Below are 14908 nucleotides of genomic sequence, written 5' to 3'. Positions count from 1 at the left end.
GTCTGCCGGGAGCAGATGAATCGGGCGTCACAACCAGAGGGGAGAGACCATGCGCGGCTTTCGCGGATTGTTCCTGGGCATGTTGATGTCTGTCGGCGCCATCGCCGGCGCCCGCGCCCAGGCGGTCGAGATCGAATATTGGCAGTATGTGTTCGACGCTCGCGTCAAGGCGATGAACGAGCTGATCAAGCGCTTCGAGGCCGCCAATCCGAACATCAAGGTCAAGCACACGACCTTCCCCTATGCCGACTACCAGACCAAGATCGTCGCAGCGGCGCCCGCGGGGCAGGGGCCGGACGTGGTCCAGCTCTTCTATGGCTGGGTCGACAACTTCATTGCCGGCAAGGTCATCCGGCCGCTGCCGCGCGACGCCTTCCCGCCGGAGATGATCGAGAAGGAGTTCTATCCGATCGTCTCGGCGATGAAGCGCGACGGTGAATATTACGGCCTGCCGACGGCGGTGCGCTCGCTGGCGTTGTTCTACAACAAGAAGATCTTCCAGGAGGCGGGGCTCGATCCGGCCAAGCCGCCGAAGACGCTCGACGAGTTCCTCGACGTCGCCAAGAAGGCCACGAAGCGCGACGGCGCGGGCAACATGCTGCAGGCGGGTATCACGCTCGACATGCCCGGCCAGGACTACCATTGGTGGCGCGAGGTGCTGCTGCGCCAGATGGGCGGCGCGCCCTACAGCGCCGACAACCGCAAGGTGACCTATGACAGCGAGGCCGGCGCCAAGTCGCTCGCTTGGTATGCCGATCTCCAGCGCGTCCACAAGGTCGGGCTCGCCGGCTTCATGGATGAGGGCCAGGCCGCCTTCCGCGCTGGCCGTGCGGCGATGACGATCGACGGTTCGTTCCGCCTCGGCGCGTTCGGCGGCATCAAGAACTTCGAGTGGGGCGTCGCCGAGCTGCCGGCCGGACCCGACGGGACGAAGTCGAACTTCGCCAGCTATTGGGTCAATGCCATCACCACGAAGCCGACCGGCGAGAAGCTCGAGGCGTCGAAGAAGTTCTTGGCCTTCGTGACCTCGCCCGAGGCGATGCAGCTCTGGTTGGAGACCGTCGGCGAGCTGCCGGCGCGCAAGGCCGCGGCTGAGACCGAGAAGAACCTCGCCCATCCCGTCTACGGCCCGTTCCTGAAGGCGCTGAACTACTCGCAGGCGACCGTGTTCGTCGACGAGATGCCGCAGCGCCAGGTGATCCTCGACATGGCCAACCGCGTTCTGCTCCAGGACCAGGAGCCCAGGGCGGCGCTTGCCGAGGCCGCCAAGGCCGAGCAGGCGATCCTCGACCGCTTCTACAAGAAGTGATCGCAGCTGTCTGAGCAGGCCATCGGGACAGGACGCATATGACAATCGACACCGATGTCGCCCGCTCCGGCGGGCGCCTTTGGCAGGGCCTCAGCCTGCGACAGAAGCAGGTCGTCTGGGCCTGGGCCTTCCTGGCTGTGCCGATCCTGTTCTACGGGCTGGTTCGCTTCTACCCGACGCTCGAGGCCTTCGTGATCTCGACCACGAAGTGGAACCTGATGACGCCGCCGACCTACGTCGGGCTGGCGAATTTCGAGCGCCTGCTGACCGATCCGGTGTTCTGGAAGGTGTTCGCCAACACCTTCCTCTACCTCGTCATCGGCACGCCGCTGAGCCTGATCCTGTCCTTCGCGATCGCCTATCACCTCGACCGTGTCCGCTTCATGCACGGCTTCATCCGGGCGCTGTATTTCCTGCCTTTCCTCACTACGGCGGCGGCGATGGCCTGGGTTTGGCGCTGGTTCTACCAGCCGGTGCCGATCGGCCTGTTCAACAACCTGCTCGCCGGGCTTGGCATTCCCCAGCAGCCCTTCCTGCGCTCGACGACGCAGGCGCTGCCTGCCGTGCTCGCGCCGGCGATCTGGGCGGGGCTGGGCTTCCAGGTCGTGATCTTCCTCGCCGGCCTGCGCGCGATCCCGACCACCTATTACGAGGCGGCCCGCATCGACGGACTTCCCGACCTCGCCATCCTCCGGCGGATCACCCTGCCTTTGCTCAAGCCGACGATCATCTTCCTCGTCGTCTTCTCCTCGATCGGCTTCCTGCGGATCTTCGATCAGGTCTACAACATGACGAGCCAGACGAGCAGCGACCCCGGCGGGCCGCTGAACGCGACCAAGCCGCTCGTGCTGATGATCTATCAGACTGCCTTCTCCTCCTTCGACATGGGCTATGCTGCGGCCCAGACCGTCGTGCTCTTCCTCGTTCTGCTCTGCGTCTCGCTGCTGCAGCTGCGCCTGCTGAGGGACCGCTGATGAGCGCCATCGCCTCGCCACTCTCCGGCCGTACCGGACCCGGTCGCATCCTCGCCTGGCTGCTTCTCTTCGGCGGCGGCCTGTTGATGGTGACGCCGCTCGCCTTCATGTTCGCGACCTCGCTGAAAGACTCCTCCGAGATCTACGATCTCGCCTTCTTCCCGGCGCATCCGACGCTCGAGAACTACGTCACGGTTCTCTCTGACGGCCGTTTCCTGCGCTGGTTCGCGAACTCCTTCGGCATCGCGGCTGCGGTCACGCTCTCCAACGTCTTCTTCGACAGCCTGGTGGGCTACACGCTGGCGAAGTTCCGGTTCCGCGGCCGCTATCTGGTCTTCATCGCCATCCTCTCGACGCTGATGATCCCGACGGAGATGCTGGTCATCCCCTGGTACGTCATGGCCAAGAACTTCGGCTGGCTCGACAGCTACTGGGGCATCATGTTCCCGGGCATGATGACCGCCTTCGGCACCTTCCTGATGAAGCAGTTCTTCGAGACGGTGCCGAACGATTTCCTCGAGGCGGCGCGCGTCGACGGGCTCAACGAATTCGCGATCTTCTGGCGCATTGCCATGGCGCTGGTGACGCCTGCGCTCTCGGCGCTCGCGATCTTCACCTTCCTGGGCAACTGGACGGCCTTCATCTGGCCGCTGATCGTGACGACGAGCAAGGAGCTCTACACGCTCCCCGTCGGCCTCACGAGCTTCGCCGTCGAGGCGCAGGTGCAGTGGGAACTCATCATGACGGGGGCGGCGCTCGCGACCCTGCCGACGCTCACCGTCTTCCTGGTGCTGCAGCGCTATATCGTCCGCGGCGTCGTGCTCGCCGGGCTGAAGGGATAAGTCCGATGACCGACAACGCCGACCCGCGCTCGCGCGACAAGTCCATCTTTCCCGATCCGGTCTACAAGGAAACGGTGCTGCGCCCGCTCTTCGATGGGGCGAAGACCCATCATGTCGAGGGTTTCCGCGCCATCGACCGCGCCCATCTCGTCATGCTGGCCGAGACCGGCGTTCTCCCCCGTGAGACGGCGTCCGGCATTGCTCACGCACTGGCCGCGATCGAGCGCGAAATCGATCCAGCGGCGCTGAGCTACACCGGCGAGGTCGAGGACTATTTCTTCCTCGTCGAAGCCGAGCTGCGCAAGCGCCTGAAACCGGAGGATGACGGCCGGCTGCACACCGGTCGGTCCCGCAACGACATCGACCACACCTTGTTCAAGCTCGCGCTAAAGCCGCGGCTGGACCAGCTCGCCGCGCGCCTGCGCGCCGTCATTGCCGCTGCGCTGACGCTGGCCGAGCGCGAGAGGGCGACACTGATCGTTGCCTATACCCATGGTCAGCCCGCCCAGCCCTCGACGCTGGGGCATTATCTCTCGGCCGCCATCGAGGTGATGCTGCGCGACCACCTGCGCCTGACGCAGGCGCGCGAGCTCCTCGATCTCTGCCCGATGGGTGCCGCCGCGATCACCACAAGCGGTTTCCCGCTCGACCGTCACCGTGTCGCGCACCTGCTCGGCTTCAAGGCGCCGCTGCAGAACTCCTATGGCTGCATCGCCGCGGTCGACTATGTGACCAGCGTCTTCAGCGCGGTCGAGCTCGTCTTCCTGCATCTCGGCCGGGTGATCCAGGACCTGCAGTTCTGGACGGCCTTCGAGGTCGGACAGATCTATGTTCCCAATGCCTTCGTGCAGATTTCTTCGATCATGCCTCAGAAGCGCAATCCGGTTCCGATCGAGCATCTGCGTCATCTTTCCTCGCAGACGATGAGCCGCGCCCGCATGGCCCGCGACATCGTTCACAACACGCCGTTCACCGACATGAATGACAGCGAGGGCGAGACCCAGGAAGCGGGCTATCAGGCCTTCGAGACGGGGGGCCGTGTGCTCGATCTGCTCGCCGCGCTGCTGCCGAAGCTTTCGGTCGACAGCCGCCGCGTCACCGAGACGATCCGCCGGTCCTGCATCACCATCACCGAGCTTGCCGACACGTTGGTGCGCCGCGAGGGCCTGCCGTTCCGGGTCGCGCACGAGATCGCCTCGGCGGTCGCGCGCTCCGTTGTCGCGCGGGATGGCGACCTGCAGCGCGATGGCTACGACGCCTTCGTCGATGCCTTCCGCCATGCTGCTGGCCGCGAGCCTGCCCTGAGCCGCGAGGATTTCGCGCTCGCCGTCTCGCCGGAGAATTTTGTCGCCCTGCGCGAGCGTTTCGGCGGGCCGGGTCCGAAGGCGCTGGGTGCGGCGCTTGCCGGCTATCGCACCGAGCTTGCCGCAGCCGAGGACGCCGCCGCCGCGACGGCGCAGCGCGAGGAGGCTGCGCGGCAGGAATTGAACGGCGCATTCGCCGCCTTGGCAGGAGCCGTCTGATGGCCGGGATCGCGATCGAGAAGCTGGTCAAGAGCTATGGCCCGACGCAGGTCGTGCATGGCATCGACCTCGACATCCAGGACGGGGAGTTCGTCGTCTTCGTCGGCCCTTCCGGCTGCGGCAAGTCGACGACTTTGCGCATGATCGCCGGGTTGGAGGAGATCGACGGCGGCTCCATCGCGATCGGCGGGCGCATCGTCAATCAGCTGGAGCCCAAGGAACGGAACATCGCCATGGTGTTCCAGAACTACGCGATCTATCCCCATATGAGCGTGGCCGAGAACATCGCCTTCGGCCTCTACACCTCCGGTCTGGACAAGGCGCAGAAGCGCAAGCGCGTCGAAGAGGTCGCCGAAGTGCTCGGCCTGACCGCGCTGCTGGAGCGCCGGCCCTCGGCCCTGTCCGGCGGCCAGCGCCAGCGCGTCGCGATCGGGCGCGCCATGGTGCGCGATCCGGCCGTCTTCCTGTTCGACGAACCGCTCTCCAATCTCGATGCGCAGCTTCGCGGGCAGATGCGGCTCGAGATCAAGCGGCTGCACCAGCGGCTCGGCACCACCATCGTCTTCGTCACCCACGACCAGGTCGAGGCGATGACCCTGGCCGACCGGATCGTGGTGATGCGCGACGGGCGCATCCTGCAGGTCGGTGCGCCGATGGAGCTCTACGAGAAGCCGGCGGATGTCTTCACCGCGCGCTTCATCGGCTCGCCGACGATGAACATCGTGCCTGCGAGAGCAGCCTCCGAAGCCGGTCGGAGTACCCTCCAGCTCGGCGAGGCGCCGGTTGCCTGGTCCGGTCCGCTTCCAGCCGAGCTCCTCGTCGGCGTCCGCCCGCAGGAATTGCGTGTGCTGGAGCCGGGCGAGGGCGCGGACCTCGTGCTCTCCGGGACGGTCGCGGTCGTGGAGCCGCTCGGGCCGGAAACCTTCGTGCATGTCGATACCGAAGGCGGGTTGCTGCTCGCCTCGGCTTCGGCCAAGAGGCCGCCTGCCATCGGCGCTGCTGTCAGGCTTGGCGCTCCGGCATCGGCGCTGCGCCTGTTCGACGCCAAGAGTGAGCGGGCCCTGTGATGGCCGAACAACCGCAGCCCGACGGGCTGGTGCTGAGCATCGGCCGGCTCTATTGCGATCTCGTTTTCCGGGGGCTGGCGGCCATGCCGCGGCTCGGGGAGGAGCGTTTCGCCGACGAGGTCGCCGTCGTTCCCGGTGGCGGCGGCTTCATTACCGCTGCGCATCTGATCGGGCTCGGCCGGCCTGCCGGCCTGCTTGCGCGCCTCGGCGAGGACCCGATCTCGCAGGCGCTGCGGCCTGCACTCGAAGCCAGCGGCGTCGACCTCGCCTTTCTCGAATGCGCCGCCGATGCGGGTCCGCAGCTCACCGTCGCGATGATCCATGATGGCGAGCGCGCCTTTCTCTCGCGCCGTGCCGGTCCGGCGCGCCCGGCGACACTGAACGCCGCGCTCGGTGATACCCGCGCCTGCCATCTCCATATCGCCGAATTCGCGACGCTGGCCGAGATTCCCGATGTGGTAAGCGAGGCCCGCCGTCACGGCCTCACAGTCTCGCTCGATCCGAGCTGGGATGACGCGCTGATCCGCTCGCCTGATCTCCTCGCACGCTGCAGCGGCGTCGATATCTTCCTGCCCAATGCGGCGGAAGCTCGCGTGATCGCCGGTTGCGATGATCTCGACCTCGCGGGGCAGCGGCTCGCCCGGCATTTTGCACTGGTAGCGATCAAGGACGGCGGCGCTGGAGCGCGGCTCTACCACGGCGGCGAGCAGGTCACCCTGCCGGCCGCGCCGTGCCGGGAGGTGCTCGACACGACAGGCGCCGGCGATGCCTTCAATGCCGGCTTCCTGGCGGCCTGGCTTGCCGGAAGCTCTCCGGTTCGCGCACTTGCCGAGGGCGTCGTCTGCGGCACGCTCTCGGTTCAGAGCGTCGGAGGTGCAGGAAGCAAGCTCGACCCGCGGCACGTCGCCCACCTCGCGGACCATCTGCTCGAAACACCGTTGCGCCACCATGGTTGAAGCTCTGCTCACCCGAGAAGCGGCAGAGTCCGCAGCTGTCGCGCTCCGTCAGCGGACGGAAAACGCGGCCATCATGGCCGATCTGGCCGGGCGCCTGCGCATCAAGCGGCCGGCCTTCGTCGCGACCTGCGCGCGTGGCTCGTCGGACCATGCGGCAACCTACGGCAAATATCTGATCGAACTCGCGCTCGGTCTGCCCGTCGCCTCGCTCGGACCAAGCCTCGCCTCGGTCTATGGCGGCGAACTCGACCTCTCCCGTGCCCTGTTCATCGCCGTGTCGCAGTCGGGCCGCAGTCCCGATGCCTTGCGCCTGACCGAAGCCGCAAAACGCGCCGACGCGCTCGTGGTCGGCTTCGTCAATGACGAGGCTTCGCCGCTCGCCGAGATGGTCGACGTGCTCGTGCCGCTGCGGGCCGGGCCGGAGCACAGCGTCGCTGCGACCAAGAGCTTCCTCGCCACCTGTCTCGCTTTCCTGCATCTGGCGGCCGAATGGGCGCAGGACGATGCCCTGTCCGCCGCGCTGGCGCAGGCGCCCGAAGCGCTCGATGCCGCCGGCCGCTGCGACTGGGGGCCGGCTCTCTCGGCCTGGCGCGAAGCGCGCAGTCTGTATGTGATCGGGCGTGGCCTGAGCTTCGGCATCGCGCAGGAGATCGCGCTCAAGTTCAAGGAAACCTGCCGGATCCACGCCGAGGCCTTCAGCGCCGCCGAGGTGCGGCACGGCCCGCTCGCTCTGGTCGGGCCGGGCTTCCCGGCTCTGGCGCTCGACCCGGGCGACGAGGGCAGCACCAGCGTCGCTGACGCCGCGTCCGCCCTGGCGCAATTCGGCGCCGACCTGTGCTATGCCGGTGCGCGCGAGGGGGGGCATGGCACGAGCCTGCCTCTGCCGCCTGCGCTGCCAGCCCCGCTGCTGCCGTTGGCGCAAGTCCGCGCGTTCTACGGCGCGGTCGCGGCTCTGGCGAAAAGCCGCGGTCTGGATCCCGATCGGCCGCCCCATTTGGCCAAGGTAACGCGGACGGTGTGAGCGGGCGTCATCGCCGCCCATCCCGTTCGGAAGATCATACCGAGGGGGAGGGCGGTGAAACGCAGCCCGACAGTAGTGCTTGTCGGCGGATTCGTATTGTTTCGAAAGATTATAAACTAGACAATAATAATTGACAGCTTTGACGCTTGGGAATCTAACGCCGGCCCAGTTCACGAACTGCGTTGGCAGGAGAAGGTCACCATGGCGTCGTACTCGTCCCTTGCTCTTCGTATCGGCGTTCTCGCCATCACCCTCGGCGCGGCGAACGCGGTTCGGGCTCAGGACGGGATCACGGTCTACAACGCCCAGCACGCCAGCCTGACGCAGGCCTGGGCCGACGGCTTCACCAAGGAGACTGGCATCAAGGTGACGATCCGCAAGGGGTCGGATACCGAACTCGCCAACCAGATCGTCCAGGAGGGCGCGTCCTCTCCAGCGGACGTCTTCGTCACCGAGAATTCCCCGGCCATGGTGCTGGTCGAGAAGGCCGGGCTGTTCGAGACGCTGCCCAAGGACGTTCTCGATCAGGTTCCGGCGCAGTTTCGCCCCGCGAGCGGGCGCTGGACGGGCGTCGCCGCGCGCAGCACCGTCTTCGCCTACGACAAGCGCAAGCTGAAGGAGGCGGAGCTGCCGAAGTCGATGCTGGATCTCGCCGACGCCAAGTGGAAGGGGCGCTGGGCCGCCTCGCCGTCGGGCGCTGACTTCCAGGCGATCGTCGGCGCGCTCCTCGTCCTCAAGGGCGAGAAGGTCACGGGCGACTGGCTCAAGGCGATGAAGGACAACTCCAGCGCCTACCGCGGCAACAGCGTCGCCATGAAGGCGGTCAATGCCGGCGAGGTCGAGGGCGCGGTGATCTACCACTATTATTACTTCGGCGATCAGGCGAAGACGGCTGAGAACAGCGGCAATGTCGGGCTGCACTATTTCCGCGGCCAGGATCCCGGCGCCTTCCTGAGCACTTCGGGCGCGGGCGTGCTCGAATCCAGCAAGCACAAGAAGGAGGCGGAAGCCTTCGTGAGGTGGATGAGCGGCAAGCAAGGGCAGGCCGTCCTGCGCGAGGGTGATTCCTTCGAATACGCCATCGGCAACGGCGAGGCCTCGAACCCGAAGCTGGAGCCGATCGCCAAGCTCGACGCACCGAAGGTCGAGCCCTCGCAGCTCGACAGCAAGAAGGTCACCGAGCTGATGACCGCCGCGGGCCTGCTCTGACCCGGTTGCGTAGATTAATTGCGCGTGCGAGATGCGCTCGCACGCGCATTGTCCCATGACCGTTTCTCTTTCCGTCGATACGCCGGCTCTGCCGGTTTTGCCGCTAAGGCGGCAACGCAATCTTGCCGGCCGGGCAATGCTGCTGCTCGCCGGCGGCGTCTCCCTCTGCGCCCTGCTGCCATTGGGATTCATCGTCTGGATTGCGATCGAGACCGGTTGGCAGACGGCCTTCTCGCTGATCTGGCGGCCACGCGTCGGCGAATTGCTCGTCAACACGTTGCTGCTCGAACTCTGCACGCTGCCGCCTGCGATCCTGCTGGCGGTCACGCTGGCCTGGCTCACCGAGCGCAGCGACATGCCCGGCGCCAAGGTCTTGTCCTGGCTCGCGGTCGCACCGCTCGCAGTGCCGGCCTTCGTCCAGTCCTATGCCTGGGTCAGCTTCCTGCCGCGCTTCCACGGGCTGCCGGCCGCGGTGCTGGTTTCGGTCCTCGCCTATCTCCCCTTCCTCTATCTGCCGGTCGCCGCGCAGATGCGCCGGCTCGACCCTGAACTCGAACATGTAGCAGCCTCGCTCGGGCAGTCTCCGTCGCGCGTCCTTCTGCGGGTGGTGCTGCCGCAACTGCGGCTTGCGATTTGTGGCGGCAGCCTTCTGGTCGGGTTGCACCTGCTCGCCGAATACGGGCTCTACGCCATGATCCGCTTCGACACCTTCACCACGGCGATCATCGACCAGTTCCAGTCGAGTTATAACGGCCCGGCGGCGAACATGCTCGCGGGCGTGCTGGTGCTGAGCTGCTGCGGGCTCATCGGGCTCGAATGGCTGCTGCGCGGCGGCGCGCGCTATGCCCGGCTCGGCTCCGGCGCGCCGCGCCCGGCACCGCGCCAGCGGCTCGGAGCCTGGCGGCTGCCGGCCCTGGCGCTGCCGTTCGCCTTCGCCGCGCTCAGCCTCGGCGTACCCGCGCTGACGCTCTCCCGCTGGCTCATGGCCGCAGGAGACGATGTCTGGCGGCAGAGCGCGCTGGCGGCGTCCCTGGTCGAGACGCTGGGCTATGCCGCTGCCGGCGCCTTCGCTGCCGCTGCTACCGCGCTGCCGATGGCGTGGCTCTCGGTCCGCGCACCCGGCCGGGCGACCCGCTTGCTGGAAAGCTGCCACAGCTATCTGGGTGCGCTGCCGGGTGTCGTGGTGGCGCTGGCCCTCGTCACCGTGACAGTGCGCATCGCCTTGCCGCTCTACCAGACGGCTGCGACCGTGGTCTTTGCCTATGTCCTCATGTTTCTGCCGCGCGCGCTGGTCGGGCTGCGTGCCGGGATCGCGCAGGTCCCGGTCGAACTGGAGCGCGCTGCGGCGGCGCTCGGCCGCAACCCGGCCCGGGCGCTTCTGTCGGTGACGCTGCCGCTCGCAGCGCCCGGCGTCGCCGCCGCGATGGCACTCGTCGCGATGGGCGTGGCAACGGAGCTGACCGCGACATTGCTGCTCGCTCCCAACGGCACCCGCACGCTGGCCACGGAGTTCTGGGCGCTCACCAGCGAGCTCGACTATGCGAATGCCGCGCCCTATGCGGTGCTGATGATCCTTCTCTCGTTGCCGATGACCGCGCTGCTGCACGCTCAGGCACGCAAATCCCTCGGCGCATGACCCAGCTCGTCATCTCGGAAGTCTCGAAGCGCTACGGTGCGACGGTGGCGTTGGATCGCGTGTCCCTTTCCGTGGAGGCGGGCAGCCGCGTCGCCATCGTCGGGCCCTCCGGCTCGGGAAAGACGACGCTGCTGCGTGTCATCGCCGGCTTCGAAGCCCCCGATGCGGGAACTGTGGTGCTCGACGGGCAGGTGCTGGCCGACGGGCCGGCGATCGCCCCCGCACATCGGCGCCGGATCGGCTATGTCACTCAGGACGGGGCGCTGTTCCCGCATCTCGACGTTGCCGGCAATCTCGGCTTCGGCATCCCGCGAAACGAGCCGGACCGGGCGGGCCGATTGCGCGAGCTGATGGAGCTCGTCGAGCTCGATGCCGCGATGCTGACCCGCAGGCCGCACGAGCTCTCCGGAGGGCAGCAGCAGCGTGTCGCGCTCGCCCGCGCGCTCGCCCGGAAACCGGCCCTGATGCTCCTCGACGAGCCGTTTTCCGCGCTCGATACGGGGCTGCGCGAGACTGTCCGGCAGGCTGTGGCGCGCGTGCTCGCCCGAGCCGGCATCACGACCATCCTGGTCACTCATGATCAGGGTGAGGCGTTGTCCTTTGCCGATCAGCTCGCGGTGATGCGTGAAGGCAGGCTTGTGCAATCAGGCCGGCCGGCCGAGCTTTATTGGCGGCCGGCGGATGTCGAAACGGCCCTGTTCCTGGGAAGCGCCGTTCTGTTCGAGGCCAAAATCGAGGAGAAGAGCGTCTCCTGCGGGCTTGGCGAGTTCGAAGCCGAGACAGGCGGTCGCCGCGGGGTTGGCACCATCATGCTCAGGCCTGAGCAGTTCCAGCTGTCGCCGGTCGGTCCGGGCCTCGAAGCCTTGATCGAGAGCGTCGCTTTCCGGGGCGCGCAATGCACTGTGGCACTGCGGACGAACCATGGCGGCGGGGAAATCCGTTTCACCGCACAGGTTTCGAGCATGGACCGGCCGCAGATCGGACAGACCGTTTTCGTATCGGTGAAGGGCACGCCGTTCCTGCTGCCCGGCTCCCGATAGGGGCCGAACCCAACGCCGTTTGGCGGTCGACCGGCGGATGCAGGGCTACTCCTTGACCGCCGGCGCAAAGAGGAACCGCCGTCTGGCGTGCTCTTCCTTCCAGCCTGTCCCCCGCCACGCCTTCATGGCTCTCGTACGGCTCTCAAAGACGGGGATACCGCCGAACGGGAAGCTGGGAAGATGAACGCCCGCGAACAATCCTGTTCAGGCCATGTTCGATAACCGACTGCTCTACTGGCCAGAGCAAAAAGGGAGATTCCCATGCGTCGGTTTGCGATCACAGCACTTGTTGGCTTCGGCATTGCTGCTTCATTGACGTCGGTGCGCGCCAGCGAGGCGTTGCCCGGAGATGTTGCTCGGCGCCTCGACAAGCAGGCGGTGGAGTTCACGATGAGCGAAGCCAAGCGTGAGCGCCTGATGATCATTCAGGAGAATATGGAGCGCCAGCGCTACCATGAGCGTCGTCACGGCTATGGTGGCGGGAACGGATACGGCTACGGACGCCGATACGGCGGCCCGCCTCCCTGGGCGCCGGCTTATGGCTATCGCCGCGACTACGACGACCGCTGGTGATGGGCGTGCAAGAGCGCGAACAGCCACGCGATGTGATCGTTACCGTGTTGCGTTCGATCGGTCGGTGTCTCGCAATTGCAGGGTGTGCGACGTAAATTGCCGTAGAGTAAGACAGCAACATAACTCGATTCCCGTTTGAGTAACGGACCAGCGGAGCAATGCGACGTGTTCGCCTCGCAAATGGATGGTATCATTGCGTATAATTTGTGCTTTACTCTTTTGAAAGATCGGGGCTTTCTACAAGAAGAATGGCCGTCCGCTTGGGGTTGAACGCGGGGGAAGCATGAAGACACAAATGGTTTGTCCGGGCTGCCGGGGCCTTCGTTCGGTCGCGAACCTCGCCTATCCCGGGCACATCGAAGGGTGCCCCCGGTGCGAGGCATCCGGATACATCGCGGTCGCCGACAGGAAAGCTATCCTCCGTACACATAACTCCGCACCCGTTGCCGCAAATGACGTCGGCAAGCTCCGGAAACTGCTCAAGGATAAATGGGATTTGCTGACCTTGGCAGCGCTCAGCCCGCCGTCATCGAGCGCGCTTTCCGAACTCGCACTCTGCGCTTGGATGTAAGCCGGAGGCGCCGATCCTGCGGCGGCCGCTCAGTTCCGTCAGGCGGCTTTGCAGCTGGCCCGACCACGATCGATCTCTTGCTGCTGACATTGTTCTGCTCGTCACGGAGAAGGACCGTCGCTTCTCGACTTGATCCCGCAGGCCAGCCTTACTCACATGTGTTTCGGCAGCATGGGGCCGGAGCGCTGCTCGGGTAGAGGGGCCGATATCGGCCTTGTTCGAGGTCGCGGGGCTGGCAAGCGCGACCCCTAACGATCCTTGGCGACGATGAACTGGAACGCGGCTTGCCGCGACGAATAACCAGTAAGCCGGGGGGTTCGGCATGGATCAGAACGAGTTTCGTTGCGAGACATGTGGCTCTCCACATGTCTCGATTCCGAGCATCCTCAAGCCAGAGAGTGAAGTCGTCTGCGGCCGGTGCGGTGCCTCCATTGCGACGTGGGGGTATTGCGGCGCCATCGCGCTCATTATGATCAATGAACTCCGACATCAGATCTATCCCGCTGATCCGGCTGCGCGGTACGGCTCGTTCCCGAGGTTTTGGTGAGTAGTCATCGCGAATTACCGGATGGCTGGAACTGCTTTGCCTGCGGATATAATTCAGGCTGGGCCAATTCTGTCGGGTGGAGCAGTTGTTACGCAAGCTGACGGCTGGATCGCTCGTAGATCCTGGCTCCCGTCTGTGCGTCTACTCCTTCCAGGTTGACTTCATAGCCCCAAAGCTCATGGATACGGCGCAGCGTCGCGTCGCAGCTGGTGCTTTCCAGCAGAATGCCGCCATTGACCCTGTGCTGCAGACGCAGATGCCTCTGGCCGAGCAGGTCCACATCCACGACCTGAATATCGGAATAGCTTGCGCCAATATCGTATTTCTGGGCCAACGCAGCCCTTATGCGCTCGTAGCCGCGTTCGTTATGGATCGACGCCACAGTGTAGAAGCGTTCATCGGCCGCGTCGGACAGCAGGAACATCCGCCATTTTCGGATCAGGGCTGGGCTGAGATACTGACGCATGAAGGACTCGTCGCGGTGATTAGCCCAGGCGTCGAGCAGAATCGCGCGCCAGTCGCCTTGTCCCGCGATCTCGGGAAACCAGTCGCGATCCTCCGCAGTGGGTTCGGTCGCGATACGCTGGATATCCTGCATCATGTCCAGGCCCAGCGCATAAGGATTGATGCCGGAAAAGCGGGGATCGTCGAAGGCCGGCTGGAAGACGACATTCGAGTGGTTGCGCAGGATTTCCAGCATGGCGCCCTCGCTGATCCGGCCCTGGTCGAACAGCGCGTTCATGACCGTGTAGTGCACGAAGGTCGCGCAGCCTTCGTTCATCACCTGTGTCTGCCGCTGGGGGTAGAAATACTGCGCGATGACCCGCACGATTCTGAGGATCTCGCGCTGCCAGGGCTCGAGGATCAGGCTGTTCTTTTCGAGGAAGTAGAGCAGGTTCTCCTCGGGGAGATTGAGCGCCTTCTTGCGCTCGGCGACCGTATCCTCCGTCTCGTCGGCCTTGGTGCCGTCCGCCGGGCGCGGGACTGTGCGCCATAGATCATTGTAGGAGCGCTCTTCGTATTCCAGCCGCTCGCGAAGGCCCTCGCGCTGCTTGTCGGACGAGAGCTTCGGAGGGCGGCGATAGCGGAACACGCCCTGGTCCATCAGCGCGTGGGCGGCATCGAGAATGGCCTCCACCGCCGCGACGCCGTGCCTTTCCTCGCAGCGGGCGATGAAGCCCTTGGCAAAATCGAGATAGCCCAGGATGGCGCCGGCGTCCGTCCATTGCTGGAACAGATAGTTGTTCTTGAAAAAGTGATTGTGGCCCAATGCCGCGTGCGCGGTCACCAGAGCCTGGAGGGCCATGGTGTTCTCCTCCATCAGATAGACGATGCAGGGATTGGAGTTGATCACGAGTTCATAGGCGAGTCCGCGCCCGCCCTTGCGATAGAGCAGTTCGTGATGGAGGTAATGCTTGCCGAAGGACCAGTGGCGATACATCAGCGGCATGCCGATGGATGAATAGGCGTCGAGCATCTGCTCGGAGGAGATGACTTCCATCTGGACCGGATAGATATCGAGATGGAGCTCCTCCTTCGCAACAGCCTCGATGACGTCGTAAGCACGCGAGAGCGTCCGGAAATTCCAGTCCGAACCGGAGAACAGCAGGTCGAGCCTGGGCGCGTGCTTGGGCATCGGC

At 65.5% G+C, this 14908-nt stretch carries 12 protein-coding genes; 11 read left to right on the top strand and 1 reads right to left on the bottom strand.

Features of this window, described 5'->3' with window-relative positions; all coding sequences use genetic code 11:
- The first annotated feature begins 49 nt into the window (after positions 1–49).
- The 11 genes from AB4Z10_RS10210 (at position 50) to AB4Z10_RS10160 (ending at position 12150) form a co-directional block, all read left to right on the top strand.
- On the top strand, positions 50–1309 hold the full coding sequence (locus AB4Z10_RS10210) for an extracellular solute-binding protein (RefSeq protein ID WP_441470283.1): 1260 nt from the start codon (positions 50–52) through the stop codon (positions 1307–1309).
- Between the two features lie 38 nt (positions 1310–1347).
- Complete coding sequence (locus tag AB4Z10_RS10205; protein WP_441470282.1) at positions 1348–2283, top strand: carbohydrate ABC transporter permease; 936 nt, start codon at positions 1348–1350, stop codon at positions 2281–2283.
- The gene (locus tag AB4Z10_RS10200) at positions 2283–3125 is read left to right on the top strand and encodes a carbohydrate ABC transporter permease (RefSeq protein WP_441470281.1); all 843 of its coding nucleotides are present in this window, start codon (positions 2283–2285) and stop codon (positions 3123–3125) included. Before AB4Z10_RS10205 ends, AB4Z10_RS10200 begins: the two co-directional genes overlap by 1 nt.
- Before the next feature lie 5 nt (positions 3126–3130).
- Positions 3131–4648 (top strand): argininosuccinate lyase, encoded by a 1518-nt coding sequence (gene argH, locus AB4Z10_RS10195; protein ID WP_441470280.1) that lies wholly within the window; start codon positions 3131–3133, stop codon positions 4646–4648.
- Positions 4648–5715, top strand: coding sequence for an ABC transporter ATP-binding protein (locus AB4Z10_RS10190; protein ID WP_441470279.1), 1068 nt, complete (start codon positions 4648–4650; stop codon positions 5713–5715). Before argH ends, AB4Z10_RS10190 begins: the two co-directional genes overlap by 1 nt.
- Positions 5715–6671, top strand: a complete 957-nt coding sequence (locus tag AB4Z10_RS10185) for a carbohydrate kinase family protein (protein WP_441470278.1) — start codon at positions 5715–5717, stop codon at positions 6669–6671. The genes AB4Z10_RS10190 and AB4Z10_RS10185 overlap by 1 nt, the downstream gene beginning before the upstream one ends.
- 73 nt (positions 6672–6744) lie before the next feature.
- Complete coding sequence (locus tag AB4Z10_RS10180; protein ID WP_441470277.1) at positions 6745–7692, top strand: SIS domain-containing protein; 948 nt, start codon at positions 6745–6747, stop codon at positions 7690–7692.
- A gap of 201 nt (positions 7693–7893) precedes the next feature.
- Entirely contained in the window at positions 7894–8901 is a 1008-nt protein-coding gene (locus tag AB4Z10_RS10175; protein WP_441470276.1) for an iron ABC transporter substrate-binding protein, read from the top strand.
- 55 nt (positions 8902–8956) lie between these two features.
- Positions 8957–10537: an ABC transporter permease gene (locus tag AB4Z10_RS10170; RefSeq protein ID WP_441470275.1), complete on the top strand. Its 1581-nt coding sequence runs from the start codon at positions 8957–8959 to the stop codon at positions 10535–10537.
- Positions 10534–11577, top strand: a complete 1044-nt coding sequence (locus tag AB4Z10_RS10165) for an ABC transporter ATP-binding protein (RefSeq protein ID WP_441470274.1) — start codon at positions 10534–10536, stop codon at positions 11575–11577. Before AB4Z10_RS10170 ends, AB4Z10_RS10165 begins: the two co-directional genes overlap by 4 nt.
- 261 nt (positions 11578–11838) lie before the next feature.
- Positions 11839–12150: a hypothetical protein gene (locus AB4Z10_RS10160; protein ID WP_441470273.1), complete on the top strand. Its 312-nt coding sequence runs from the start codon at positions 11839–11841 to the stop codon at positions 12148–12150.
- A gap of 1206 nt (positions 12151–13356) precedes the next feature.
- Here the strand turns inward: AB4Z10_RS10160 and AB4Z10_RS10155 are convergent.
- The gene (locus AB4Z10_RS10155; RefSeq protein WP_441470272.1) at positions 13357–14904 is read right to left on the bottom strand and encodes a SpoVR family protein; all 1548 of its coding nucleotides are present in this window, start codon (positions 14902–14904) and stop codon (positions 13357–13359) included.
- Between the last annotated feature and the right edge of the window lie 4 nt (positions 14905–14908).

The sequence above is a fragment of the Allobosea sp. RAF48 genome (genome assembly GCF_052114025.1).
Taxonomy (GTDB): Bacteria; Pseudomonadota; Alphaproteobacteria; order Rhizobiales; family Beijerinckiaceae; genus Allobosea.
Note: the sequence above shows the minus strand (reverse complement) of the source record. Positions and strands in the feature narration are given on the sequence as shown.